Origin of the sequence: Alloalcanivorax gelatiniphagus, from assembly GCF_005938655.1 — a bacterium.
Classification (GTDB): Bacteria; Pseudomonadota; Gammaproteobacteria; order Pseudomonadales; family Alcanivoracaceae; genus Alloalcanivorax; species Alloalcanivorax gelatiniphagus.
The window spans coordinates 158,610-184,312 of record NZ_VCQT01000038.1 but is presented as its reverse complement, the minus strand read 5'-3'; the positions used below and the strand labels follow the sequence as shown (position 1 = coordinate 184,312).

27 protein-coding genes are annotated in these 25,703 nt (G+C 64.1%); 21 read left to right on the top strand and 6 right to left on the bottom strand.

Annotation, left to right across the window (positions count from 1 at the left end; genetic code table 11):
- The first annotated feature begins 53 nt into the window (after window positions 1–53).
- From FGS76_RS13215 to FGS76_RS13200, 4 genes are all read left to right on the top strand, one after another.
- Complete coding sequence (locus FGS76_RS13215) at window positions 54–3,239, top strand: efflux RND transporter permease subunit (RefSeq protein ID WP_138773123.1); 3,186 nt, start codon at window positions 54–56, stop codon at window positions 3,237–3,239.
- Window positions 3,232–4,644 (top strand): efflux transporter outer membrane subunit, encoded by a 1,413-nt coding sequence (locus tag FGS76_RS13210; protein ID WP_138773122.1) that lies wholly within the window; start codon window positions 3,232–3,234, stop codon window positions 4,642–4,644. The genes FGS76_RS13215 and FGS76_RS13210 overlap by 8 nt, the downstream gene beginning before the upstream one ends.
- A gap of 123 nt (window positions 4,645–4,767) precedes the next feature.
- Window positions 4,768–5,604, top strand: a complete 837-nt coding sequence (gene bla / locus FGS76_RS13205; protein ID WP_138773160.1) for a class A beta-lactamase — start codon at window positions 4,768–4,770, stop codon at window positions 5,602–5,604.
- An 81-nt stretch (window positions 5,605–5,685) separates the two neighbouring features.
- Entirely contained in the window at window positions 5,686–6,258 is a 573-nt protein-coding gene (locus FGS76_RS13200; protein ID WP_138773121.1) for a TetR/AcrR family transcriptional regulator, read from the top strand.
- Here FGS76_RS13200 and FGS76_RS19475 read toward each other — a convergent pair.
- Window positions 6,255–6,395 carry a hypothetical protein gene (locus FGS76_RS19475; RefSeq protein WP_170214472.1) on the bottom strand — a complete coding sequence of 47 codons (141 nt, stop codon included), beginning with the start codon at window positions 6,393–6,395 and terminating at the stop codon, window positions 6,255–6,257. The two genes, FGS76_RS13200 and FGS76_RS19475, sit on opposite strands and share 4 nt — an antisense overlap.
- 213 nt (window positions 6,396–6,608) lie before the next feature.
- Between FGS76_RS19475 and FGS76_RS13195 the strand changes: the two genes are divergently transcribed.
- Genes FGS76_RS13195 through FGS76_RS13165 form a run of 7 tightly spaced genes read left to right on the top strand, consistent with a single transcriptional unit; the run spans window position 6,609 to window position 14,400 of the window.
- Window positions 6,609–7,961 carry a short-chain fatty acid transporter gene (locus tag FGS76_RS13195; RefSeq protein ID WP_138773120.1) on the top strand — a complete coding sequence of 451 codons (1,353 nt, stop codon included), beginning with the start codon at window positions 6,609–6,611 and terminating at the stop codon, window positions 7,959–7,961.
- Window positions 7,962–7,992: 31 nt separating this feature from the next.
- Window positions 7,993–9,957, top strand: a complete 1,965-nt coding sequence (locus FGS76_RS13190) for an acetoacetate--CoA ligase (protein WP_138773119.1) — start codon at window positions 7,993–7,995, stop codon at window positions 9,955–9,957.
- On the top strand, window positions 9,954–11,108 hold the full coding sequence (locus FGS76_RS13185; RefSeq protein WP_138773118.1) for a thiolase family protein: 1,155 nt from the start codon (window positions 9,954–9,956) through the stop codon (window positions 11,106–11,108). The genes FGS76_RS13190 and FGS76_RS13185 overlap by 4 nt, the downstream gene beginning before the upstream one ends.
- Before the next feature lie 2 nt (window positions 11,109–11,110).
- Entirely contained in the window at window positions 11,111–11,521 is a 411-nt protein-coding gene (locus tag FGS76_RS13180; RefSeq protein ID WP_170214471.1) for a Zn-ribbon domain-containing OB-fold protein, read from the top strand.
- Window positions 11,518–12,696 carry a thiolase family protein gene (locus tag FGS76_RS13175; RefSeq protein ID WP_205717256.1) on the top strand — a complete coding sequence of 393 codons (1,179 nt, stop codon included), beginning with the start codon at window positions 11,518–11,520 and terminating at the stop codon, window positions 12,694–12,696. The genes FGS76_RS13180 and FGS76_RS13175 overlap by 4 nt, the downstream gene beginning before the upstream one ends.
- Window positions 12,697–12,727: 31 nt before the next feature.
- Complete coding sequence (locus FGS76_RS13170) at window positions 12,728–13,189, top strand: MaoC family dehydratase (RefSeq protein ID WP_138773116.1); 462 nt, start codon at window positions 12,728–12,730, stop codon at window positions 13,187–13,189.
- Window positions 13,186–14,400 carry an MFS transporter gene (locus FGS76_RS13165; protein ID WP_138773115.1) on the top strand — a complete coding sequence of 405 codons (1,215 nt, stop codon included), beginning with the start codon at window positions 13,186–13,188 and terminating at the stop codon, window positions 14,398–14,400. The genes FGS76_RS13170 and FGS76_RS13165 overlap by 4 nt, the downstream gene beginning before the upstream one ends.
- Window positions 14,401–14,584: 184 nt before the next feature.
- Here FGS76_RS13165 and FGS76_RS13160 read toward each other — a convergent pair whose 3' ends face one another.
- Complete coding sequence (locus tag FGS76_RS13160) at window positions 14,585–15,019, bottom strand: MarR family winged helix-turn-helix transcriptional regulator (RefSeq protein WP_138773114.1); 435 nt, start codon at window positions 15,017–15,019, stop codon at window positions 14,585–14,587.
- 112 nt (window positions 15,020–15,131) lie between these two features.
- On the opposite strand from FGS76_RS13160, the gene FGS76_RS13155 reads away from it, so the two are divergent.
- Entirely contained in the window at window positions 15,132–15,947 is an 816-nt protein-coding gene (locus tag FGS76_RS13155) for a siderophore-interacting protein (RefSeq protein ID WP_138773113.1), read from the top strand.
- A 208-nt stretch (window positions 15,948–16,155) separates the two neighbouring features.
- Here the strand turns inward: FGS76_RS13155 and FGS76_RS13150 are convergent, their stop codons facing one another.
- The 3 genes from FGS76_RS13150 to FGS76_RS13140 form a co-directional block, all read right to left on the bottom strand.
- Window positions 16,156–16,599, bottom strand: a complete 444-nt coding sequence (locus tag FGS76_RS13150) for a YchJ family protein (RefSeq protein ID WP_138773112.1) — start codon at window positions 16,597–16,599, stop codon at window positions 16,156–16,158.
- Between the two features lie 5 nt (window positions 16,600–16,604).
- Window positions 16,605–17,231: a flavin reductase family protein gene (locus FGS76_RS13145; protein WP_138773111.1), complete on the bottom strand. Its 627-nt coding sequence runs from the start codon at window positions 17,229–17,231 to the stop codon at window positions 16,605–16,607.
- A gap of 109 nt (window positions 17,232–17,340) precedes the next feature.
- Window positions 17,341–18,540: an alkane 1-monooxygenase gene (locus FGS76_RS13140; RefSeq protein WP_138773110.1), complete on the bottom strand. Its 1,200-nt coding sequence runs from the start codon at window positions 18,538–18,540 to the stop codon at window positions 17,341–17,343.
- A gap of 145 nt (window positions 18,541–18,685) precedes the next feature.
- Between FGS76_RS13140 and FGS76_RS13135 the strand changes: the two genes are divergently transcribed.
- A complete protein-coding gene (locus FGS76_RS13135) occupies window positions 18,686–19,780 on the top strand; it encodes an AraC family transcriptional regulator (protein WP_138773109.1) in 1,095 nt (364 codons plus the stop codon).
- Here the strand turns inward: FGS76_RS13135 and FGS76_RS13130 are convergent.
- The gene (locus tag FGS76_RS13130) at window positions 19,690–20,250 is read right to left on the bottom strand and encodes a gamma-glutamylcyclotransferase (protein ID WP_138773158.1); all 561 of its coding nucleotides are present in this window, start codon (window positions 20,248–20,250) and stop codon (window positions 19,690–19,692) included. The genes FGS76_RS13135 and FGS76_RS13130 overlap by 91 nt on opposite strands.
- Window positions 20,251–20,449: 199 nt before the next feature.
- Here FGS76_RS13130 and pdxH point away from each other — a divergent pair, with 199 nt between their 5' ends.
- From pdxH to FGS76_RS13090, 8 genes are all read left to right on the top strand, one after another.
- The gene (pdxH, locus tag FGS76_RS13125; RefSeq protein WP_138773108.1) at window positions 20,450–21,079 is read left to right on the top strand and encodes a pyridoxamine 5'-phosphate oxidase; all 630 of its coding nucleotides are present in this window, start codon (window positions 20,450–20,452) and stop codon (window positions 21,077–21,079) included.
- 481 nt (window positions 21,080–21,560) lie between these two features.
- A complete protein-coding gene (locus FGS76_RS13120; protein WP_138773107.1) occupies window positions 21,561–22,067 on the top strand; it encodes a hypothetical protein in 507 nt (168 codons plus the stop codon).
- A 171-nt stretch (window positions 22,068–22,238) separates the two neighbouring features.
- On the top strand, window positions 22,239–23,009 hold the full coding sequence (locus tag FGS76_RS13115) for an IS3 family transposase (protein WP_138773106.1): 771 nt from the start codon (window positions 22,239–22,241) through the stop codon (window positions 23,007–23,009).
- A gap of 42 nt (window positions 23,010–23,051) precedes the next feature.
- Entirely contained in the window at window positions 23,052–23,858 is an 807-nt protein-coding gene (locus FGS76_RS13110; RefSeq protein ID WP_138773105.1) for a DUF5677 domain-containing protein, read from the top strand.
- 111 nt (window positions 23,859–23,969) lie between these two features.
- Window positions 23,970–24,338: a transposase gene (locus tag FGS76_RS13105; protein WP_240692537.1), complete on the top strand. Its 369-nt coding sequence runs from the start codon at window positions 23,970–23,972 to the stop codon at window positions 24,336–24,338.
- Window positions 24,339–24,365: 27 nt separating this feature from the next.
- On the top strand, window positions 24,366–24,758 hold the full coding sequence (locus FGS76_RS13100) for an IS3 family transposase (RefSeq protein WP_170214470.1): 393 nt from the start codon (window positions 24,366–24,368) through the stop codon (window positions 24,756–24,758).
- Entirely contained in the window at window positions 24,745–25,137 is a 393-nt protein-coding gene (locus tag FGS76_RS13095; RefSeq protein WP_170214469.1) for an IS3 family transposase, read from the top strand. Before FGS76_RS13100 ends, FGS76_RS13095 begins: the two co-directional genes overlap by 14 nt.
- Window positions 25,138–25,284: 147 nt before the next feature.
- Window positions 25,285–25,701: a hypothetical protein gene (locus FGS76_RS13090; RefSeq protein WP_138773102.1), complete on the top strand. Its 417-nt coding sequence runs from the start codon at window positions 25,285–25,287 to the stop codon at window positions 25,699–25,701.
- The last annotated feature ends 2 nt before the right edge of the window (window positions 25,702–25,703 follow it).

Here is a 25,703-nt window from a genome sequence, read left to right as displayed (position 1 = left end):
GGGAACGACACACAGGCGGCGGGCATGGGCCCGCCGTTCAGGAGCCCTTTGTCATGAATTTTTCGCGTTTTTTCGTGGACCGACCGATTTTTGCCGCGGTGCTGTCCATCATCATCTTCGCGGTGGGGGCGATTTCCATACCCAACCTGCCGATCAGTGAGTACCCGGAGGTGGTGCCGCCCTCGGTGCTGGTGCGCACCGTCTACCCGGGCGCCAACCCCAAGGAGATCGCCGAGACCGTGGCCACGCCGCTGGAGGAAGCGATCAACGGCGTCGAGGACATGATGTACTTCAAGTCCGTGGCCGGCTCCGACGGCGTGCTGCAGATGACCATCACTTTCCGCCCCGGCACCAACGCCGAGGACGCCACCGTGCGGGTGCAGAACCGGGTCAGCCAGGCGCTGGCGCGGCTGCCGGAAGCGGTGCGCCGCCAGGGCGTGACCACCCAGAAGCAGTCGCCCACCTTTTTGATGGTGGTGCATCTGGTGTCGCCGGATGGCCGCTACGACACCCTGTATCTGCGCAACTACGCGCGGCTGCATGTACGTGACCAGCTGGCGCGCATCGCCGGCGTCGGCGAGGCCCAGCTGTTCGGCGGCGGCGACTACGCCATGCGTGCCTGGCTGGACCCGGAGCGGATCGCCGCCCGGGGCCTGACCGCCGGTGACGTGGTGGCGGCCATGCGCGAACAGAACGTGCAGGTCTCCGCCGGCCAGATCGGCGCCGAACCCATGCCCGGCAGTGACTTCCTTACCCTGATCAACGCCAAGGGCCGGCTCACCACCGAACAGGAATTCGGTGACATCGTGCTCAAGGTCGGCGACGACGGCCAGATTCTGCGCCTGAGCGACGTGGCCCGGCTGCAGCTGGGCGCCGGTGACTATACCCTGCGCGCCACCCTGGATGGCGAGGACGCGGTGGCCATCGGCATCTTCCAGGCGCCGGGGGCCAACGCCCTGGAAATCCGCAAACAGGTGGTCGCCACCATGGACGAACTGGCGCAACGGTTCCCGGAAGGGCTGGAGTACCGCGCCGTCTATGACACCACCATTTTCGTCAGCGATTCGATCCGCTCGGTGATCCAGACCCTGCTGGAAGCGGTGCTGCTGGTGGTGCTGGTGGTAACCCTGTTCCTGCAGACCTGGCGTGCCTCGATCATTCCGTTGCTGGCGGTGCCGGTATCGGTGGTGGGCACCTTCTCCATGCTTTACCTGCTCGGTTACTCGATCAACACCCTGACCCTGTTCGGCCTGGTGCTGGCCATCGGCATCGTGGTGGACGACGCCATCGTGGTGGTGGAAAACGTGGAGCGGAACATCGAGGACGGGCTGGCGCCCCGGGCCGCCGCCCACCAGGCCATGAAGGAAGTGTCCGGCCCGATCGTGGCCATCGGTCTGGTGCTGTGCGCGGTGTTCGTGCCGATGGCGTTCCTGTCCGGCGTTACCGGTCAGTTCTACCGTCAGTTCGCGGTGACCATCGCCATTTCCACGGTGATCTCCACGATTAATTCCCTGACCCTGTCACCGGCCCTCGCGGCCATGCTGCTCAAACCCCATGGCGCGCCCCGGGACCGGCTCACGCGCATTATCGATGGGCTGTTCGGCTGGCTGTTCCGGCCCTTCAACCGCTTCTTCAACAAAAGTTCGGAGAAGTACCAGGGCGCGGTTTCACGCAGCCTGCGCCGGCGCGGCGCCGTGTTCGTGATCTATCTGATCCTGCTCGCCGCCACCGGCTCCATGTTCAAGCTGGTACCGCCGGGCTTTATTCCTGTGCAGGACAAGATGTACCTGCTGGCCGGCGTGAAACTGCCCGAGGGTGCGTCCCTGGAGCGAACCGAAGCGCTGCTGAACCAGGTGGTGGACATCGCCATGGACACCGAGGGCGTGTCCCACGCCATCACCTTCCCGGGCCTCAATGCGTTGCAGTTCACCAACACCGCCAACACCGGCCTGGCGTTTCTGACCCTGGAGCCCTTCGACCAGCGGGACCGCAGCGCCGAGGAAATCAACGCGGAAATCGTCGCCAAGATCAGCGGCCTCAAGGACGGCATCGCCTTTTCGTTCATGCCGCCGCCGATTCTCGGGCTGGGCAACGGCTCCGGTTATCAGTTGTTTATCGAGGACCGGGGCGGGCTCGGCTACGGCCAGCTGCAGGAGGCGGTCACCGCCTTCCAGGGCGCGGTGATGCAAACCCCGGGGATGAGCTATCCGATCACCAGCTACCAGGCCAACGTGCCGCAGCTGGACGCCGAAGTGGACCGGCTCAAGGCCAAGGCCCAGGGCGTGGCGGTGACCGATCTGTTCATGACCCTGCAAACCTACCTGGGCTCCACCTATGTGAACGACTTCAACCGCTTCGGCCGCACCTGGCAGGTGATCGCCCAGTCGGACGCGCCGTTCCGGGACAGTGTCGAGGACATCGCCCGACTGCGCACCCGCAATGACCGGGGCGAAATGGTGCCGATCGGCTCCATGGTCGATATTCGGCCGAGCTTTGGTCCGGACCCGGTGCTGCGCTTCAACGGCTATCCGGCGGCGGACCTGGCCGGCGAAGCGGACCCGCGCCTGCTGTCCTCCGCCCAGGCCATGACCGTGCTCACCGGCATCGGCGAACAGGTGCTGCCGGCCGGCGTCGACTTCGAATGGACCGACCTCAGTTACCAGCAGCACACCCAGGGCAACGCCGCCCTGGTGGTGTTCCCGCTGGCGGTGCTGCTGGTGTTCCTGGTGCTGGCGGCCCTGTACGAAAGCTGGACTCTGCCGCTGGCGGTGATCCTGATCGTGCCCATGTGTTTGCTGTCGGCGCTGCTTGGCGTCTGGCTGATGGGCGGCGACACCAACATCTTCGTGCAAGTGGGGCTGGTGGTGCTGATCGGGCTGGCCTGCAAGAACGCCATCCTGATCGTGGAATTCGCCCGTGAACTGGAACTGCAGGGCCGCGACACCGTGGAAGCGGCGCTGGAAGCCTGCCGCCTGCGGCTGCGCCCGATCATCATGACCTCGATCACCTTCACCGCCGCCGTGGTGCCCCTGGTGCTGGGCCACGGTGCCGGCGCCGAGGTCCGTCAGGCCCTGGGCATGGCGGTGTTCGCCGGCATGATCGGCGTCACCCTGTTCGGGCTGTTCCTGACCCCGGTGTTCTACGTGGCCCTGCGCAAGCTGGCCGGGCCGCTGAAGAGCGATCATGTTTCCACCATGGACGGCGAGGCCCATGGCCTGCCGGGAGAAAACCATGCGTAACGTACTTCTATCCGGCGCGGCGCTGCTGTTGTTGAGCGCCTGCGCCGTGGGGCCGGATTACCAGGCCCCGGATTTGCAAGCGCCGGAGCGCTTCCAGGAGGCCCGCGATAGCGGCGCCTTCGAGGGCGAGCAGCGCCGTTTCTGGAACGGTTTTCAGGACCCGCTGCTGGCGCACCTGATCGAACAGACCCTGGACGCCAACCAGAATCTGCAGGCGGCCCTGGCCCGGCTGGACCAGGCCGGCGCGCTGTTGCGCGGTGCCCGGGCCGACCAATATCCGACCCTGAGCGCCAGCGGCTCCGCCGGCGAACAGCATCTGGCGCGGGTGGAACGGGCCGAGCCGGACCGGGAGCGGGTCACCCGCTACCAGGTCGGCGCCGCCGCCCGCTGGGAACTGGATCTGTTCGGCCGCCTGCGCCGGGGCCGCGAGGCCCGTCAGGCGGATCTGGACGCCGCCGGCGCCGACCTGGACGCCCTGCGGGTGGCCCTGGTGGGACGCCTGGCCAGCGATTACTTCGAGCTGCGCGGGCTGCAGCAACAGCTGCGCATGGCCCACCGCAACGTGGCCAACCAGCGGGAGTCCCTGGACATTGTGCAGGCGCGTCTGGACGCCGGCCGTGGTACCGAGTTCGACCGGGTGCGTGCCCGCGCCAGGCTGGACGCCATCCGCGCCACCCTGCCGGACCTGGAGGCGGGCATCCGCGAGCGCATGTACCGCATCGCCGTGCTCACCGGCCAGGAGCCGGGGGCCCTGCTTGGCCAGCTGACCCTGCCCGGGTCGCTGCCGGACAGCCTGCCGGTGATTCCGGTGGGCAGCCCCGGCGACGCCCTGCGCCGCCGTCCGGACATCCGCGCGGCGGAACGGCGGCTGGCCGCCACCAGCGCGCGCATCGGCGTGGCCACCGCCGACCTGTTCCCCAGCTTCAGTCTGGATGCGTTGATCGGCTCGGTGGCGGCGGACTCCTCCGACCTGTTCAGCGGCCCGGCGGAATCCCGCGCCGTGGCCCTGGGCGTGGACTGGACCTTCCTGGATTTCGGCGGCGTGCGCAGCCGCATCGACGCCGCCGACGCGGCCAGCCGGGCGGCCCTGGCGGACTACCGGCAGACGGTGCTGGAAGCGCTCGCCGAAACCGAGACCCAGCTGGCGCGCTACCAACACTCGCGGGTGCGCAGCGCCCGCCTGGAAGACGCCACCGACGCCGCCGGCCGGGCGGCGCAGCTGGCCCGCACCCGCTATGAGCAGGGTTACATCGGTTACTTCGAGGTGCTGGCCGCCGAGCAGGAACTGATCGACACCCGGGACCGCCTGATCGAAAGCCGCACCTCGGAAACCCTGGCCATGGTTGGCATTTATCGGACGCTGGCGGGGGCGCCGTTGCCGGCTGACGATCCCGAGACGCGCTGAACCGCTATAATGCAGGAGCGGCTTCAGCCGCGATCAGGTGCTGACCGAACACGCTGTCTGATCGCGGCTGAAGCCGCTTCTACATTGATAGAAGGAGTGGTTGTGTTGAATGGTCGGGTTTTGATGGTCGGTTTGGGATTGCTGGTGCTGGCGGCCACGGCGCGGGCCGACGATGCGGTGATCGATACGGTGAAGCAGGTGGAAAACCGGCTGCAGGCGCGGGTCGGAGTGGCCATATCCGATACCGACAGCGGCCGCCGGTGGCGCTATCAGGCGGACCAGCGTTTTCCGTTCGCCAGCACCTTCAAGGTGCTGGCCTGCGGTGCCCTGCTGCACAAGGTGGATGCCGGCGAGGAACAACTCAACCGGCGGGTCCGCTACACCAAGGACGACCTGGTGACCTACTCGCCGACCACCGAGCAGCATGTGGAAGACGGCATGACCCTGGCCGCGCTCTGTGAAGCGACCATTACCCTCAGCGACAACACCGCCGCCAACCTGGTGCTCAACGCCATCGACGGCCCCGCCGGGCTGACCGCCTTTCTGCGCGGCACCGGCGATACGGTAACGCGCCTGGACCGCTACGAAACCGAACTGAACGAAGGCACCCCCGGCGACCTGCGCGACACCACCACGCCCGACGCCATGCTGGACACCCTGTACACGCTGCTGTTCGGTGAGGTGTTGAGCGCCGACTCGCGGCGGCAACTGCTGGACTGGATGAAAGCCGACCGGGTGGCCGACGACCTGCTGCGCGCCGGTGTGCCGGACAACTGGACCGTCGCCGATAAAACCGGCGCCGGCGGGCATGGTTCCCGGAGCATCATCGCCGTGATGTGGCCACCGCAACGCGGCCCGGTGCTGGCGGCCATCTACCTCACCGAAGCCGACGCCTCCATGGACCAGCGCAACGCCGCCATCGCCGAAATCGGCAAGGCGCTGGCCTCCGCGCTCCCCTGACGGACCGGTCCGCCATGGACCCGGCGGGTGTTGGCCTTATAATGAGCGGCCGTGATTCTTCAGCGACCACCTCGGGGGCCCATGAACGACAATCGTACCCGGCTGCTGCGTGCCGCCGCGGATCTGTTCGCCCGCAAGGGTTTCCACGCCACCGGCATGAGTGACCTGGAGAAGGCCACCGGCCTGGGGCGTAGCTCCCTGTATCACTATTTCTCCAACAAGGAGGAAATGCTGTTCGAGATCACCACCCGCTATTTGCGCGAGCTGGTGGCCCTGGGCGAGCGGTTGCTGGGTGAGGAGATGCCCGCCGAGCAGCGGTTGCGGCGTTTTTCCCGGGCGGTGATGCGCAGCGTCGCCGACGACCTGTCGGAGCTGACCGTGTGCTTCCGTGAAATGCACGCGGTCACCGGCGACAACCGCCAGGCGCTGCTCGACCTGCACCGCCAGTACGAAGGGGTTTGGGGGCGCATTCTGAGCGCCGGTTTCGACAGCGGTGAATTCGAGGAAACCGATTCCCTGTCGGTCAAGGCGGTGCTGGGCATGCATCACTACAGCTACCTGTGGCTGCGCCCGGATGGCCACCGCAGCCCGGAGGCAATCGCCGAATCGTTCTGCGATCTGATACTGAACGGCCTGAAACGCCCCCGCGATTAGACCCTTTCGATACTAGAATTTTCTTTTTTATCGCTTTTTGATGTACCAATCGGTACAGGCGATTTCCCTCCAAACCCGGTAATCCCGGGGCCTGCCGGCTCTTCATTGGCAAAGCCAATGGCGTTGCCGGCTTTCATTGTATTTTCTTATTTTTACTATATATCAATCACTTAGCCTTTATTGATCGGGCTTCGGCTGGGTGCTCGGCGGATCAGAGGGCGGGCTTTACAGCGACCGACTGGTCATTCTAGTGTATGGACCAGTCGGTACAGTCCTGTGTTTGCCGGACCGGCCGACCCAACAAGAGCGTTCGAATAATAAAACCGACACGACAGGTGGAGGACAACAACATGCTTCAGGCCGCCGGCGCGATATGCGCGCGCGTTTCCCGTCAATTCATTCCCAACCCCTTTATCTTCGCCATTCTGCTGTCCGCGGTGGTGTACCTGATGGGCATTGTCATTACCCATCAGAGCCCGGCGCAGATGGTCGGCCACTGGTACGACGGCTTCTGGAATCTGCTGCAGTTTTCCATGCAGATGGTGGTAATCCTGCTGTTCGGTTACGTGCTGGCCAGTTCGCCACCGGTGCGCCGGGCGGTGAGCCGGGCCGCCGCGCTGCCGCGCACCGCCGGCCAGGCGGTGATGCTGGTTACCGTGCTGGCGGTGGTGTTCGGGTTCCTGAGCTGGGGCCTGGGCCTGATCGTCGGCGCCATCGCCGCCCGTGAGGTGTGCAGCCAGGCCAAGTCCCGAGGCATCAAGGTGCACTACCCGCTGGCCGCCGCCGCCGGCTTTTCCGGGCTGATCATCTTTAACTTCGGGCTGTCCGCCTCGGCGCCGTTGCTGGTGAATACCCAAAACCATTTCCTGGCCGATCAGATCGGTCTGATCCCGGTGTCGGAAACCATCTTCTCGCCGGCCAACCTGATTACCTTCCTCGCCTATCTGATCGTGATTCCGCTGATCTACCGGGCCATGCATCCGAACCCGGAAGACGTGCAGGAAGTCAGCGACGACGAGGTGGTCGCCGAGCAACCGAATGACGCCGGCCAGGAAGACGGCACCACCACCCTGGCGGAAAAGCTGGAGAACGCGGCCATCCTTAACTGGATGCTGGTGGTTCCCGGTCTCGGCTACCTGGTCTGGCACTTCTACACCAACGGCTTCGACCTGAACCTGAACCTGGTGAATTTCGCGCTGCTGGTGTTCGGCCTGATCGCCTACCGCACCCCCATGGCCTATGTGAACGCCATCGACGACGGCATCCGCGCCTGCGGCCAGATCGTGCTCCAGTTTCCGCTGTACGCCGGGATCATGGGCATGATGGCCGGCTCCGGGCTGGTCACGGTGTTCGCCAACTGGCTGGTGTCGATCTCCACGCCGGGCACCTTCCCGCTGCTGGCCATGGTCAGCGCCGGGGTGGTCAACCTGATGGTGCCGTCCGCCGGCGGCCAATGGGCGGTGCAGGGGCCGTTGCTGATCCAGGCCGGCCAGAGCCTGGGCGTGGACAACGCGGTCACGGTGCTGGCGTTCGGTTACGGCGACCAGCTCACCAACGCCATCCAGCCCATGTGGATGCTGCCGCTGCTCGGCGTCACCGCCCTCAAGGCCCGCGATGTGGTCGGCTATACGGCGGTGATGATGCTGTTCGCATTCGCCATCTTCGGCCTTGGCATCACTTTGTTGCCGCCGCTGTTCGGCTGAGTTTTCCCTGAGAAAAAACAGGAGTGCATCAATGAGTTACACGGAAAACCTGGCGCCGCTGTGCTGGACGCCCACCCCGCAACAGGCGGCCGGCACGCAGATCGCCCGCTTCGCCCGGCAGGTGGGGCTGGAAGGCGCCGGCTACGCCGACCTGCATCGCTACTCGGTGACCTGCCTGGAAGACTTCTGGGCCGAGTTCTGGCGCTTCGCCGCGCCCCTGGCCAGCGACTACGATCAGGTGCTGAGCCGGGACGGTGACGCCCGCATGATCGGCGCCCGCTTTTTCGTCGGCGCGCGGATGAACTTCGCCGAGAACCTGCTGGCCGGGGACGACGCGGACATCGCGGTGATCGAAACCGGCGAGGACGGCGTGGGCCGGGAAGTGACCCTGGCGCAATTGCGCGAGCGGGTGGCCGGCGCCCAGCAGGCCCTGCGTGCGCTCGGCGTGGGCGAGGGCGACCGGGTCGCCGGCCTGATGCCCAACACCCTGGACACCCTGGTGCTGGTGCTGGCCACCGCCTCCATCGGCGCGATCTGGTCCGCCTGCGCGCCGGAGTTCGGCGTCAACGGCGTGCTCGACCGCTTCGGTCAGATCGAACCCAAGGTGCTGGTGGCGGTGCCCCGCTACCGGTACAACGGCCGCCAGCATGACATCGGCGAACGGGTGGCGGAGATCGCCAATAAACTGAACGTGGCCCATCTGCTGCTGTGCGGCGACGGCGAGGCCCCCGGGGCCAACGTCCCCGGCCAGCGGCTGGACGACCTGGCCCGGGGCGCGCCGGCGCAACCGGACTATGTGGCGCTGCCGTTCAATCACCCGCTGTATGTGATTTACACCTCCGGCACCACCGGCCTGCCCAAGTGCATCGTGCACAGCGCCGGCGGCACCCTGATCAATCATCGCAAGGAGCACATGCTGCACTGCGATATCGGGCCCGGCGACCGCATCCTCTATTACACCTCCACCGCCTGGATGATGTACCACTGGATGATCACCGCCCGCGCCAGCGGCGCCACCCTGGTGCTCTACGACGGCGCCGCCCTGCCGAAACAGGACGGCACCCTGGACCATGACGTGCTGTGGCGCATCGCCGCCGAGACCGGCACCACTCATTTCGGCACCAGCCCCAAGTACCTGTCGCTGCTGGAGCAGGACGGGCGGCGGCCCGGCGATGACCATGACCTGTCCGCCCTGCGCATGGTGATGAGCGCCGGCGCGCCGCTCACCGAGGAAAACTTCCGCTGGGTCTACGACGCGGTGAAGGCGGACCTGTGCCTGGCGTCGATTTCCGGTGGCACCGAAATCCTCGGCTGCTTCGTGATGGGCAACCCGGCCGGGCCGGTGCGCGCCGGCGAAATCCAGGTGCCGGCCCTGGGCATGGCCATGGCCATGCTCGACGAGCGGGACATTCCGGTGCTCGGCCGCCACGGCGACCTGGTGTGCACCGAACCGTTCCCGTCCATGCCCCTGGGGTTCTGGGGCGAGGACGGCTGGCAGCGTTACCTGGACACCTATTTTGGCGAGCGCGCCGACATCTGGACCCACGGCGACGTGGCCTATTTCACCGCCAGCGGTGGCATCGTCATCACCGGCCGCAGCGATACATTGCTCAAGCCCGGCGGCGTGCGCATGGGCCCCTCGGAAATCTACCGGGTGGTGGAAGCGCTGGAGGGCGTGGAGGATTCCCTGGTGATCGGCTACCCGGCGGAGGGCGGCGACATGGACCTGTGGCTGTTCGTGGTCACCGGGGCGGAGCAGGCCATGGACGACGCCCTGGAACAACGGATTCGCTCGTCGCTGCTGAGCGAAGCGTCGCCCCGCCATGTGCCCAAGCGCATCTTCCCGGTGCCGGAAATTCCCTACACCCTGAACGGCAAGAAGGTGGAGAAAGCGGTGCTGCAACTGCTCACCGGCAAGCCGGTGAAAAACAAAGGCTCGCTGCTCAATCCGGATTGTCTGGATGAGTTCGTGACGGTGGCGGAGGTGCGGGCATGAGCCACTGGGACTGCGCCATCGCCGGCATCGCCGAGCTGACCCCGACGCGCCGCACCGAGGGTGAAACCACCCTGGGCATGATCGCCCGGGTGAGCGCGGAAGCGGTGGCCGACGCCGGCCTGGAGCCCGCCGCCATCGACGGCCTGCTGGTGGGGCCCCAGGTGGGCGAGACCCCCCAGCACGTGCCGGCCACGGTCAGCGAGTACCTGGGCCTGCGGCCCACCATGAGCAATGTGGTGGACCTGGGCGGCGCCTCCGGCGCCGGCATGGCCTGGCGGGCGGCGGCGGCGATCAACGCCGGCATGTGCGAGGCGGTGCTGTGCGTGCTGGCCAACACCCGCGAGGCAACGCCGCCGCGCTCGCCCAACCGCAACCCGATCCGCGAGTTCGACGTGCCGTTCGGCGCCTCCGGCGCCAACGCCGCCTACGCCATGATCGCCCAGGCGCACATGCATCATTACGGCACCACCAGCGAGCAGCTGGCCACGGCGGTGGCGGCCCAGCGCCGCAACGCCGCCCGCCATCCCCAGGCGATTTTCCGCGACGCGCCGATCACCGTGGACGAGGTGCTCAACTCGCCCTGGGTGGCGGAGCCGCTGCGCTTGCTGGAAGTGGTGATGCCCTGCGCCGGCGGCGCCGCCTTCGTGGTCACCTCGGCACGGCGGGCCAGGACCCTGCGGCAGCCGCCGGTGCTGCTGGCCGGCGCCGGCGAAAAGGTGACCCACCGGGCCATCTCCGGCGCCCCGGATCTGCTCTCCGGTCCGCTCAAACCGGCCATGGCCCGGGCCTTCCAGCAGGCCGGGGTGGACGCCGGGCAAATGGACCTGCTGTCGCTGTATGACTGCTACAGCATCATGCTGGCGGTGACCGTGGAAGACGCCGGCCTGTGCCCGCCGGGGCAGGGCGGCCCCTGGCTGGCGGCCCACGACCTGAGCGCGGAGGGCGACCAGCCGCTGAATACCCACGGCGGCCAGCTGTCGTTCGGCCAGGCCGATCTGGCCGGCGGCATGTCCCACATCATCGAGGCGGTGCGGCAACTGCGCCACCAGGCCGAAGGCCGGCAGATCGCCAACGCCCGCCACGCCCTGATCACCGGCAATGGCGCCACCATGAGCGAAGCCACCGCTCTGGTGCTGCGCCGGGAGCAATGACCATGACTCTCAGCAAACCCGGCCCCCAGGCCAGCCCGCTGTCGCAACCGTTCTGGGACGGCTGCCGTGAGCGCCGCCTGCGCCTTCAGTATTGCCCGGACTCGGACCGCTGGGTGTTCTACCCCCGCGCCCTGGACCCGCACAGCTGGTCGACCAACCTCCAATGGCGCGACGCCAGCGGACGGGGCACGGTGGCCTCGTTCATCGTGGTGCACAAACCCGGCCACCCGGCGTTCCAGGATGAGGTGCCCTATGTGGTGGCGCTGATCGATCTGGAAGAGGGCCCGCGCATGCTCTCCAACGTGGTGGGCTGCGCGCCGGACCAGGTGCGCATCGGCCAGCCGGTGCGGGTGCACTGGGTGGAGCAGGGCGGTGAGGTGTTGCCCAAATTCATTCCCGAGGAGACCGCATGATGAATGCCGACCATGAACCGGTGCTGCTGGACGGCCTGCGCACGCCGTTCGGCCGCTACCTGGGTGGCCTGGCGCCGGTGCCGGCGCGGGCACTCACCGCCGCGCCGGTGGCGGAACTGATCCGCCGTTACCCGGCCTTTCAGCGCGCCGACGGCGTGCTGCTCGGCCAGGTGCTGCAGGCGGCCCAGGGCCAGAACCCGGCGCGCCTGATCGCCGCCGCCGCCGGCGTCGACTGGCGGGTGCCGGCGCTGACTTTGAATAACGTCTGCCTGGCCGGCCTGGCCAGCGTCGCCGATGCGTCCCGGCGGATTCGCCTGGGCGAAGGCCGCCGCTATATCGTCGGCGGTGGCGACTCCATGAGCCGCGCCCCCCACGCCCGGTTGATGCGCCAGGCGGAACGGCGCCCCGGCGAGCTGGCGTTCACCGACATCATGATGAACGACGGCCTCTGGTGTTCGCTCACCGACGAGGGCATGGGCCCGCTGTCCGAGCGCGCCAACCGGGACCTGGGCATCCAACGGCCGGAGCAGGACGCCTACGCCGCCGCCTCCCACCGGCGCGCCGCCGCTGCCGTGGAAAGCGGCTTCTTTGACGGCGAGATTCTGCCGTTCGACGACGGCGCCACCCGCCTGGATCGGGACGAGGGCATCCGCGCCGACAGCAGCGAGGAGAAGCTGGCCGGGCTGCGCGCCGCCTTCGAGGAAGGCGGCACCATCACCGCCGGCAGCGCCTCGCAAATGACCGACGGCGCCTCCGCCGGTCTGGTCTGTTCCCTGGCCGAGGCGGAGGCCGCCGGCGTCACCCCGCTGGGCCGTATCCGCGCCTGGGCGGAAGTGGCCGGGCCGGACAACACCCTGCACCTGAAGCCCGCCGCCGCCATCGAGCAGGCGGTGGCCCGCGCCGGCCTGCGCCTGGACGACATCGACGTGTTCGAGATCAACGAGGCGTTCGCCGCGGTGGTGATCGCCAGCGCCCGGCACCTGGATCTGCCCGCCGACAAGGTCAATGTGAACGGCGGCGCCATCGCCCTGGGCCACCCGCTGGGCGGCACCGGCTTCCGCCTGCTGCTCACCGCCGCCCGTGAACTGCACCGCCGCCAGGGCCGCTACGCGGTGGCCTCCCTGTGCGGCGGTGGCGGCCAGGGCTACGCGGTGGTGCTGGAACGTCTTGCTTAACCCGATGAACAACGAGAGAGAAGGAGTACCCATGAGCGCCAATGATCAATCCAAGGCCGTTAACGGCTGGACCGACACCCGTCACGGTATGCCCCGCGAAGGCCAGATCGCCGAACGCAAAAAGGACGTCACCGAGAAAGACATCGAGCTGTTCAGCGAAATGAGCGGCGACTACAACCCGCTGCACACCGACAAGGCGGCGGCGGAAGCCTCCCGCTTCGGCGGCCTGATCGTGCAGGGCGGCGTCACCACCGGCATTCTCAATGCGGTGGTGGCCGAGGACCTGCCCGGCCCGGGCAGCGTGTTCCTCAGCGTGGAATGGAAATTCTCCAAGCCGGTCTACGTGGGCGACACCATCACCGGCCGGGTGGAAGTGCTCAACGTGCGCGAGGACAAACCGTTCTGCACCATTCGGACCACCGTGGAAAACCAGAACGGTGAAGTGTGCATCAGCGGTGAAGCGGTGACCTACACCGCCGCGCTGCCGCGATGAACGCGGTGGATCCGGCCGCCGTTATCCGCCGTGATCCGCGCGGCTGCTGGCAGGGCCTCACGGTCCTCGCCAGCGCGATGCTGCTGGGCATGACCACCTGGTTTTCCGCCACCGCGGTGGTGCCGCAACTGCGCGATCTGTGGTCGCTGACGGCGGGCCAGTCGGCGTGGATGACAATCAGCGTGCAGCTGGGCTTCGTGGTCGGCGCCCTGGGCTCCGCCCTGTTCAACCTGGCGGATCTGATTCCGCCGCGCCGACTGATGCTGTTCGGCTCCATCGGCGCGGCGCTTGCCAATCTGTTGTTGCTCATCGAGCCCGGGGTCACCGGCGCCATGTTGCTGCGCGGCCTTACCGGGCTGTTTCTGGCCGGCGTCTATCCTCCGGCCATGAAAGCCATGGCCACCTGGTTCAAGGTCAAACGGGGCACCGCCCTGGGCATCATGGTGGGGGCGCTGACGCTGGGCTCCGCCACCCCCCATCTGGTCAACGGCCTGGGCGGGCTGGACTGGCGCCTGGTGATCCTGGCCACCTCGGTGCTGACCCTGGCCGGCGGTGTGATCGCTGAATTTCTCGGCCGCGACGGGCCCTTTGATTTTCCCCGCGCGCCCTTCAACCCGGGCCAGGCCTGGCGCGCCTTCTCCGACCGGCCGGTGCGGCTGGCGTCGATCGGCTACTTCGGCCACATGTGGGAGCTGTACGCCATGTGGGCCTGGTTCTCGGTGTTCATCACCCAGGTGCTGCACAACGACGGCTGGGCGGAGCCCGGCGGCACCGGGGCGCTGCTGGCGTTTCTGGTGATCGCCATCGGCGCCGTGGGCTGCTGGGTGGGCGGTGAGCTGGGCGACCGCTGGGGCCGTGGCAACACCACCTCGGCGGCGATGATCGTGTCCGGCGCCTGCGCCCTACTGATCGGCTTTCTGCACAGCGCGCCGCTGCCGTTGGTGCTGCTGGTGGGGCTGGTATGGGGCTTCGCGGTGGTGGCGGACTCGGCGCAGTTTTCCACCGTGATCACCGAGCTGGGCGACCAGCAATACGTGGGCACCGCGCTCACCCTGCAACTGGCCATCGGCTTCGTGCTGACGGTGCCGACACTCTGGCTGATTCCGGTGGTACAGAACGCCTGGGGCTGGCCGGCGGCCTTCGGCCTGCTGGCCATCGGCCCGGTGGTGGGCACCATCGCCATGCAGAAACTCAAGGAGTACGAGCGCTAGCCCGCGACAGAAAAGGTTATGGTTCGGCGCGGTTGCAGGCCGCGCTTTTTTTTAGTTGAAAATTGAAAGTTGAAACGCGGACAGGGTCTGCTTGAGGCCCTCCGCCGTGCCCGCGCTTGAAGTGAAGGCGAATGGGCGAGGGCCCAAGAAATTAGCACCCCTTTTAACTTTCAACTTTTAACTTTTAACTCTCTTCCCGCAAGTTATCCAACATCCGGTTACCGATCTCGATAAAGGCTTCCACATCCTTTTTCGGGATGCCTTTCAGCAGCGTTTTCCTGACCTCGTCTTCCGCCTGCTGAATGCGCGCCATCAGACTCTGGCCGGTTTCGCTGAGCGCCAGCAACTGGCTGCGGCGGTCCGCCGGATCAGGGGTGCGGGTGATCAGCGCCATGCTCTCCAGTTCCTTGATGACGCGGGTGATCTGCGCCTTGTCGCGGCCGGTGACCGTGGCGATGTGCTGGGCGGTGCAGTCCGGCTGACGGTGAATCATCTGCAACAGACGCACGTGCATGCCGTTGATCGGCAGATCGTAGTCGCGGATCGCGCGCTTGCTGCTGACCTTGAACTGGAAGGCCAGCTGCCAGAGCACCTGGCGGATATCGGCTTGGTGTGGCATGGGTTTCGGCATGATGTGATTGGTTGACAATATCAACCAGTGAGTTTATGGTTGATATTGTCTACTAATTGCCGGGGCGTCACAAGCGCCCCCGTTTTCCTTGAGGTGACCCATGCCCAGACCCGCGCCCCGTATCCTGGAGGTGCTGCGCACCGAGAACCTGACCCCGAACATGAAGCGGGTGGTGCTCGGCGGCGGTGACTTGAGTGATTTCCCCGACCACCACGAAAGCGCCAACTTCAAACTGCTGATTCCCCGGCCCGGCCAGGCCGACATTGCCCTGCCGCCGTTCAACGACACGCCGGACCAACACAAACCCTTCGTGCGCACCTACACCCTGCGCCATTTTGATCGTGGCCGAGGCGAGGTGGTGGTCGACTTCATGATGCACGCCGACCACGGCCCGGCCTCCGGCTGGGCCGCCAATGCCCGGCCCGGCGACCGGGTCGGTTTCGCCGGGCCGGGCAAGCCCAAGTTGGTGGACTTCCACGCGGACTGGTTCCTGTTCGCCGGCGACATGTCCGCGCTGCCCGCCATCGGCGCCAACATCGAACGCCTGCCCGCCCACGCCCGCGGCTACGCGGTGCTGGACATCCTCGACCCCGCCGACCAGCAGCCGCTGCCGTTCCCGGATGGCATCCAGGTCACATGGCGGGTCCACCCGAACCCGGAACAACCGGCCTTGGGCCTGGTGGACACGGTGCTGGCGCTGCCCTGGCTGGACGGCTCGCCGGCGGTCTGGGTGGCCGGCGAAAGCGGCGCCGTGCGCGCCCTGCGCCGCTACTTCACCGAGGAACGCCAGGTGGAGCGCCACCGCCTCTACGCCAGCGGCTACTGGCAAATCGGCCTGACCGAGGACCGCCACCAGCTCGAAAAGCGGAAAGAGAAGGCGGGGCCACCGGCAGAATCGGGCAAGGAACCTGTGTGAACCGGCTACCGGGCCGGCGCCGGGCGGGCGATACTGAACCCCGCGATACAGACATGTCGCGGTCCATTCTTACCCCCCTTGGGTCACGGACGGCCCGCTCTTTTTTCCCCGATTTCCACCGAATCCCGGCGTAGGAGCGGCTTTAGCCGCGATCAACCAGGGTTCAGTGATGCCTTGCCGTTACTGGGTCTAGAGACGGATGCCCGCGTCAGGCCGCGCAGCACTTCTTGAATTTCTTGCCGCTGCCGCAGGGGCAGGGATCGTTGCGCCCCGGCTTCAGATTGCTCACCTTGCTGTCGCCATCCAGATAAAACCAGTGGCCGCCCTCACGCAGGAACCGTGAGTTTTCCTCCAGCACCGAAAAGCCCTTGCCGTTGCGCCGCAGAGCGCGGAAATGCACCCGCCCCCGGTCGCCGTCGGCGTCGCTGTCCAGCACCTTGAGTTCAAGCCAATGGTCGCCGTCATCCAGCATCAGCCCGGTGGGGCGGGTGTCCGGGTGCCAGCTTTCGGCCACATAGGTCGTATCGTTGCGCACGAAGGCACTGTAGCGCGAGCGCATCAGTGCCTCCGGCGTGGCCGCCGGCTCACCGCGATGCAGCGGCGCGCAGCAGTCCTCGTAGGGGAGGTCGGATTGGCAGGGGCAGGTCGTCATGGCGGTTATCGTGTCTTCGGCCGGTACATCTGGAAGCGGGTCGTCTCGTTGACGGTGAAATAATCCGCTGGGCCGCCGGCGCGCAGGATCGGCTCGGCGGCGGCGGTATCGTAGATGCCGTCCTTGAGCAGATGTCGGGCGATGTGCACCCCCACCACCTCGCCCAGCACCAGCCAGGTGTCGGTTTCGGCGCCGTCGGCGCCGGTCAGGCGCAGCACCTGGCTGAGGCGGCACTCGAAGGACACCGGGGTTTCCTTCACCCGGGGCACGTTGATAATCCGCGACGGCTCCGGCGTCAGACCACTCAGCTCGAACTCGTTCACCTCCGGCGCCACCGCCGCGCAGCTCTGGTTCATGGCCTCCGCCAGGGGGCGGGTGGCCAGGTTCCAGCCGAACTCTCCCGTCGCCTCGATATTCCGCACGCTGTCCTTGTAACCGATGCTGGCGAAGCCAACGATGGGCGGCCGGTAGTTGAAGGCATTGAAGAAACTGTAGGGCGCCAGGTTGAGCACGCCGTCCGGGCTCTGCGAGGAAATCCAGCCGATCGGGCGGGGCGCCACCAGGGCGTTGAAAGGATCGTGGGGCAGGCCGTGGCCGGCGGAGGGTTGGTAGAAATGGATGTCGTCGCTCATCCGGCCATGTTACTGGCGGCGGGGTTGGTGCCACAAGCTGGATCGCGGCTAAAGCCGCTCCTACGGCACCAAGCGCTGTAGGAGCGACTTCAGTCGCGAAATGCGGCTCTCAGGCAGCCACCTTCGCCGGCGCATCCCCATACTGGATGCCGTACTTACGAATCAGCTCCTCCCGGCGGGCCGGGTCGAAGTTGATATTGCGCGCGTCATAGCCGGCGTGCTCCAGCAGACGCTTGTCCATCACCTTGTACCAGAGCGGCGGAAAGTAGCTGATAAAGAACATGCCGAAGTAGCCGTTGGGCAGGGTCGGCAGGTTCTCGAAGTGGCGCAGGCTCTGGTAGCGCCGGGTGGGGTGGGCATGGTGATCCGAATGGCGCTGCAGGTGGAAGGTGGCCCAGTTGGAGAACATGTGGTTGCTGTTCCAGCTGTGGTGCGGCTGGGTGCGCTCGTAGCGGCCGCTGGCGGTTTTGTGGCGCAGCAGACCGTAGTGCTCGATGTAGTTGGCGGAGGTCAGCTGGAACGCGCCCCAGAAGGCGGTGGCCAGAATATAGGGCAGCAGGCCAATGCCGAAGATCGCCAGCACCGTACCCCAGGCCACGGCGGTGATGATCGCCGGCTGGATGATCTCGTTCTCCAGGGACCACACCGATTTGCCCTGCGCCTCCAGGCGCTCTTTTTCCAGGCGCCAGGCGCGCTTGGCCGCGCCGGGGATTTCCCGCACCACGAACTTCCAGATGCTCTCGCCCATGCGCGAGGAAGCCGGGTCCTCCGGCGTGGCCACGTCCTTATGGTGGCCCTTGTTGTGTTCGATAAAGAAGTGGCCGTAGGCGCACGGAGCCAGCACGAACTTGGCCATCCAGCGCTCGCCCTTGCCCTTCTTGTGGCCCATTTCATGGCCCAGGTTGATGCCCACGCCACAGGTGCCACCGATCAGATAGATCATCGCCAGCACGCCATACCAGGGCAGGTCCTGGGTGCCCACGAACCAGGCCCCGAAGAACCAGGCGCCCCAAATCAGCGGCACCAGGGCGTAGGTCACCCAGCGGTAGTAAGGATCTTCCTCCAGCTGCGGGACGATCTCCTCCGGCGGGTTACTCAGATCCTCGCCGATGATCATGTCCAGCACCGGCACCGTCAGGTAGTAGAACACCAGCGGAATCCAAAGCGTCCAGGCGTTGCCGGTGGCGAAATACAACGCCGGGCCGACGAACACGATGGCCGGCACGAAGATGGAGGTAAACCACAGCTTGCGCTTGCGGTCCCGGTACACGACACCGGAGGGTCCGGTGAACACGCCTGCCTTACTCATAGTGGCCTCGCTATTGTTATTCGTCGTTGGATTGATCCATGGAAACAGAATGTCTCCTCCGGACCTTGCGAAGCACCGAGTAAGGTGGCAATAAATCGTCATAAAGTGACAGCCCAACGCGTCAACCGGCGAACAGGACAGCCCCATGGCCGACACAGATCGTCTGCGCCCCGCCATCCACCCAGTCTACCCCAGGCTGCTGTGTGCCTATTTGCATGAGAAGGGCTTCAGCAACGAGGCTATTTTCGAAGGCACCCGGCTGCAATGGGAACAACTGCTTGGCGAGCACCGCTACCTGAGCCTGGAACAGGTATCACGCCTGGAACGGCGCGCCGTGGCGCTCACCGGCACCCCCTGGCTGGGCCTGGAAATCGGCGCCGCCACCTCGGTCTCCGCCCATGGTCCCCTGGGCTACGCGGTGGTCTCGGCGCCGGATCTGCGCGCCGTGCTCAAGGTGGTGGCCCGCTTCGTGGAGGTGCGCTTCCAATTGGTGGAGCTCAGCTTCGAGGAGGACGAACGGGAAGGGCGGCTCACCCTCCACGAAAAGGTGGACCTGGGCGACATGCGGGAATTCAACACCGGCTCGATCCTGGGCACCTACTTCCAACTGGTGGACACGGTCACCTCCCGGCGCCTGCGTGACGCCCGCATTCAGGTGCCTTTCCCGGCGCCACCCTGGGCGGACCGTTACAGCGAACGGCTGAGCTGCCCGGTGACCTTCGGCGCCGAGCACCTCACCATCACCCTGCCCAAGGCGGTGCTCGACACCCCCTGCCTCACCGCCGACCCGGGCCTGCACCGCACCGCCCTGCGGGACTGCGAGCACCAGCTTAAGCAACTGCAAAGCGGCGGCCCGCTCAGCCAGCGCATCGGCATCGAGCTGCTGGACGGCGACGGCGACTACCCCACCCTGGAACAGATGGCCGACCGCTTCGCCATGTCCCCTCGCACCCTGATCCGCAAGCTCAAAACCGAAGGCACTCGCTACCAGGAACTGCTGGACGACGTGCGCGGCGAACTGGCCGCCTGGTACCTGCTGGAAACCACGGTGCCGGTGGAACGCATCGCCGAACGGCTCGGCTACCAGGACCCCTCCAACTTCAGCCGCACCTTCCAACGCTGGTTTGGCGTCACGCCCCGGCAAATGCGTCAAAGCGCCAACAAAAACCGCTCCAACGCAAACACATGCTCATCCTCCGCCCCCAACTCCCGCAACGCCTCGGCCAGGTTCAACAGATAATCCCGATTCGGCCCACTGGGCCCATGGCTCACCGCGATCTGCCGCGCGATCGCCGCCTCCGGCGCCGGCCCCAAAAACGCCGCGTTGTCCTCCGTGGCGATGTACACCAGGCCCTCCTCGTGCCCGCCATCGGCGAACGTCATCGCGGTGGAAAACCGCAAATAGCCGTTCTTCTCCCGCACATCCAGATGATCGAACACCGCCGGCGCCACCCGATAGGCCATGCCCGCGCACACCGTCCCCGGGCTCTCCACCAGCGTCAGCACCCGCCCCGGCGCCTCCGGCGTACCGCGATGATCGTGGGACCCCTGCCAGAACCGCCGCGCCCACCCGCGAATGCTCGCCGGCCGCCGCTCCAGATAAGGAAAATCCGCCTTGAAAATCAGCGACCCATAGCCGAACAACCAGACGCTCTCGCGTCCGCTCAAATCCTGCCGCTGCTTGTTAATCTCGATGGTATTGAATGACATCCGCCCAGGATAACGAATCCCGCCCCAACCCGCCGCCACCGGATCATCCACTCAGCGCGCCACCAACCCCCCCCGTAGGAGCGGCTTCAGCCGCGATCCCCCAGCACGCACCCTTCCACCCTTGACCCCAAACAACCAACCCCCCCCCTACTATTTCAGCTACAATCCCCAAACCACGAACAAACGCACAAGGGCCCCCATGAAAGACGTACGCCAGGAATACCACGCCCCCGGCCTCACCGAAGCCGACCTGCTGGCGGACCCGGTCGAGCAGGCCCGCCGTTGGGTCGATGAAGCCATCGACGCCGGCCTGCCCCTGGCCAACGCCATGACCCTGGCCACCGTCTCCGGCCACGGCCGCCCCTCCAGCCGGGTGGTCCTGCTCAAAGGCATCGAGGACGGCGGCTTCGTCTTCTTTACCCACCACGACAGCCGTAAAGGCGACGACATCGCCGCCAACCCCAACGTCTCCTTCGTCATGTTCTGGGGCCCCTTCGACCGCCAGCTCATCGTCAACGGCCGCGCCGAAAAACTCCCCGCCCAACAAGCCCGGGAATACTTCGCCAGCCGCCCCCGCGACAGCCAGCTCAGCGCCGCTATCTCCCCACAAAGCCGCCCCACCACCCGCGAACAACTGGAAGCGGACATGGCCAACCTCGCCCAACAACACCCGGAAGGCGACCCCATCCCCATGCCCGAAACCTGGGGCGGCTACCGCATCACCCCGGAAGAAATCCAGTTCTGGCACGGCCGCCCCAGCCGCCTCCACGACCGCTTCCGCTACCTCAAACAAGGCACCACCTGGACCCGAGAACGCCTCGCCCCCTGAGGCGTTCCCCTCCCGACGGCCCCGCTCGCCCGCCCGATCACGCACACCACGCCCCCACACGCCCCTACACGTCCCTACACGCTCCTACACGCTCCTACACGCCCCTGTAGGAGCGGCTTCAGCCGCGATCAGCCTCTAAACCAACGATCACCTCTCCATTTCAAACCAGCAGCCGGCGATTCGCCCCTGCGGGCTGTAATGGCCCACTCGAATGGCATCGCGAAACTGATCACGGAGCCCTGGGCGCCTCCCACTATCCGTATGCATGGCCACCCTCTTGGGGCTGTTTATATAAACGGAGTCATGGTAATTCGGAACTGAAGAAATCAAGCGAACAGGGACAGACAACGCGGCAGGTTTGTAACCTGTTGAGTTTTCTGGTTTTATTCGGCGAAGCCAAAAACTATAACGTGATATAACGCCTGCGCGTTCATTGGATATTCGAGACGGCGTCCTAATGCCGGTTGGGTGAGGAATATGCATGACTAGCTTTACAGTTGACGGCCCGCACGAAATCGAGTGGGAAAACCGAAAAGGGGGGCGGCAGCTTGTTTTCGATAATTTCTGGAACGACGGAAGCAAAGCTTCGCACTTGGCAGCTGAACGCGGTTGTTATGTTTTTGTAATTCGAAGTGGTGGCGGCCTTACGCCCGTTTATATCGGGCAAGCTAGCGTGAGCTTCAAGCAAGAGACGTTCAATCCGAGCAATCGCCACAAATATCAGAACGGGTTCAGCAACTACGCTAAAGGGACGCCCTTGATGTATTTCGTGGTTCATCCTAACCAGCAAGGCGTGACAAATAAGACGCAAATTACTGAGATCGAAGATTTTCTCATTCAAGCCGGAGTCGCCGCGAATACTGAGCTCCAGAATGTCAAAGGCACACAGAAGCCGAAATGGAGCATTAAAGGCGTCATACGAAGCGGCGTAGGCAAGCGTTCTTCAGCGGAAGTTGAGTTCCGAAAAATATTTAATTTGCATGACTAAGCACCCAGCAAGTCGCTGCAGTTGACAGCACAAAGCGCTGGCACGCTTTGGGTTCCCTCAGCAGCCTTTGGCTGCTCCGGCGGCAACTGAGCTTAGGCGTTAGATGACCGAGTTACCCACAAGGAGTAGACACCTTTTATAGTTAGGGACGCCCCTACACGGAGGTGTGTCATGGTCAAGAAACAACGCCATGTATATACCCAGGAATTTCGCAGGGAGAGGGTCGAGAACAAGGTGATCGATTTGTTCGGCGAGTTCAAGGCGCGCTACGGCGCGCCCAGGTTGGCGTTGGAACTGAAGGCGGCGGGGCTGCCTTACTCGAAGAACTTTGTGGCCAATATCATGCGATTACGCGGCATTCGAGCTCGCAATGGCAAAGGCTTTCATTATCGTCCGGCCAGTCCGACGATGATCAACGTCGAAGACAACCTCCTGCGTCGCCGCTTCCGTGCAGAGGGCCCGAGCCAGGAGTGGGTAATGGATATTACCTATATCAGGGTCAATGGGCGCTGGCTGTACCTGGCCACGGTAATGGATCTCTATTCCAGGACCATCGTAGGGTGGAAGCTCGACACTTCGATGACGGAGAAGCTCGCAATGGACGCGCTCAGCATGGCCTTCGCAACCCGGGATGTTCAGCCCGGGTTGATCATCCACTCGGATCGCGGCGTCCAGTTCCGCTCTGTGAAGTACCTGGACATGATTCGCTCGCGCGACTGTTTGCCCAGCATGAGCCGGCATGGTAACTGGTGGGATAATGCGGTAATGGAATTATTCTACAGTCGGCTCAAGGTCGAGCTGATCTATGCCGAGCAATTTGGTTCCATTGAAGCGGTTCAATCCGGTACCTTCGAATACATTGAAATCTTTTATAACTGCAAACGGAGACACTCTGCCCTCGGCAATATCGGTCCGGCAGAATTTGAGCGCAGATGCGCATAACAGTGTCTACTTTTTATGGGTAGGACCAGCAACGAGATCGGCATGTCGGAAGAACATCAACCGGTTGAAGTATACCGCGCTGCAGCGGACGCTCTTTACATTGTCAGCGGAATGCTTCTTTTCGCTTTCGCGCGACATGAATGCGATACGAAAAACATTATCATTAGAAACTTCGTTGCCCGATCCGCTAGAACCCTCAAAAGCGTTTTTTTGCTATGGGACAATCAGGATTATCAAAGTGCGTGGGCTATACATCGAGTCCTTGTAGATAGGATGTTTCATCTGCATAGCCTCGGAGAAAAAAATGAGTTTGAAGTTTTTGATGGCTGGTCGTTTTATGAGCAGTACAAAGCCCAGAACCGGGTGAAAAGTGACGAGCTATTCAAAGGCCAAGCCGTGGGCTGGGTATACAACCTATCCGAGAAACAAAAGGAGCGAATAAGGGCTCTCGAGAAAAGCAAGCCGGTTTGGAAGCGACCAAAAGCTGCAGCAGTAGCAAAAGACATGGGAATGCAGTTTCTGTATAAATACGGCTATGATTACGCCTCCACGCATGTTCATCCTATGGCAAACGACGGCCAGCAAGACTTTTTTACCATAACGGGTTTGGAGCCAGCACCGAGGTTTCCCTCTAATATAACTGTAATATCAAATACGCTACTGACCGCGTCCATGATCCTACAAGACGCCATGAACTACAGCTCATTCAAATGGCGGAGGGTCGTGTGGGACTGTATAAGCGAAATAAGATCGGTTATGGAGGTGGGCGGAGCCCCTTACCAAGACTCGCTTTTGAAACTGGCCGAGATGTCTCACGGGCAAGGTCTTTGCGAGCCAAGTGGCGCCTAACAATCGCGGGCAAAGCGACGTCGCATCCGTTGCTCCTTCGTCACAACGGATACGCCGTTATCTGTAACCACTTTTGTGGACAGAGTTTTCTGTTCGTGAGAGAGGTGCAGAGTGGGACAGACCAAGAAGAGAAAATATGATCGTTATATCCTGGCTTTCAAGATTCAAGCCGGTACGTTGGCTAATCACCCTGACGTTAAGTCCAAGGATGTAGCAGAGTCATTGGGTATCCATCCGGTGATGCTCTATCGCTGGCAGATGGAGGCCAGGCGGGGCGAGCTCAGGGAGAATAAAAGCATGAAAACGGAAAAGCCTTCCCCTGAGCGGCGGCCGACCCGAGCAGATCCGACCAAGGTGGCCGAAGAGAAATTGGCCGCTGCGGAGAGACGGATCAAAAAGCTGGAGCGGCAACTGGCCCAGAGCGATGACGAGATTGATTTGCTAAAAAAGGCCGAGCGGTTCTTCCAGTGGAAAAAGTAAGGCTCTATGAGCTGGTTGAGAAGAACCGTGGCCACCGTGACGTGCACCGCCATGCAGTCTGCTCGGCGTCTCCCGCAGCGGCTAAGTCGTGCCGAGAGCGATCACCGACGCCATGACAAGTTGCTGATGGGCGCGATTGTCGAGCTTAACCAGGGCTTCCGCCGGGCCTATGGCGCCCGGCGGGTGCATCAGCAACTCCGCCAGAGTGGCCTGTCCTGCAGCATCCGGCGGGTGTCCAGGCTGATGAAAGAAGCCGGCGTTCATGCCTCCACCAAGGGGCTTTATGTGTGGAACCCGGGTGGACATGCTTTCTATACTTCGGCAAGCAACGTACTGGCCGAGGACGCGCCGCCCTCGGGCGAAGGGCAGCCCTGGGCCGGGGATTTTACCTACATCAGGGCGCCGAGTGGCTGGCTTTAACATGCCGTGGTCGCGGATCTGTTCAGCCGTCGCGTGGGGGGGCGTTCAGTCGCTCGACAATGCGGAGCTGACCAAGAGTGCGCTTCGCATGGCGCTGTCACGACAATGCCCGCAGCCGGGCTGTGTGCTCCACTCCGACCAGGGCATCGAGTATGCCGCTTATGAGTATCGGGGTCTGGTCGAGCAGGCCGGCATGCGCCGGAGCATGAGCTGGAAGGGGAATCTACTGGACAATGCGACCGTGGAATCCTTCTTCCATACACTGAAAACAGAACTGGTGCATCAGCGCCGATTCGCTAATGAAATCGAAGCAGTGACAAGAATCGTGGAGTACATCGACTTCTACAATCGCGATCGGCTCCACTCAGGGATCGGGTAAAAAAGGCCGGAGGAATACTTCGGTGCGTGTGCCTGAAAGTGCCCACGAAAGTGGTAGCAGATCACGAGCGCGCGTCCGCAGCGTTAGCCAGCACTGCTAATCGACCTAAGTGGAGTATAGATAATGTACTGTGGGGAAGACATTGGGTTGAATGTTGCCATCGTGGCAGGTTTTTTTTCCGTGGCGGGCGGTTTTCTAGGCGCCTTTCTGACTCGCCGAACAGAATATGAAAAGTGGCTTCGGCAACAGCGAAGCATCGCGTTTGCTGGGTTCATAAGCCATTTGAACCAGTTTCGCAAAGCGGCTGTAGATATTCTCTACGATACGAGCCTTGATCAAGAAGACAAAGACATGGCTATTTCTGAATGTTTTTATGAGATTAATAGCCAGGAGCATATCGTTAGGTTGTATCTGACAGGTAGGAGCCGGGAAAGGTTTTCAGAGCTAAAGAGCGAGATTTGGAGTGCCTATTCTCCAGCGGTCAATCAAACGACGCGTTTGGACACACTGAAAAATGCGACTTCTGAGATCCAGGCAATATTTGAGGGAGCTCTACATGGCTAACA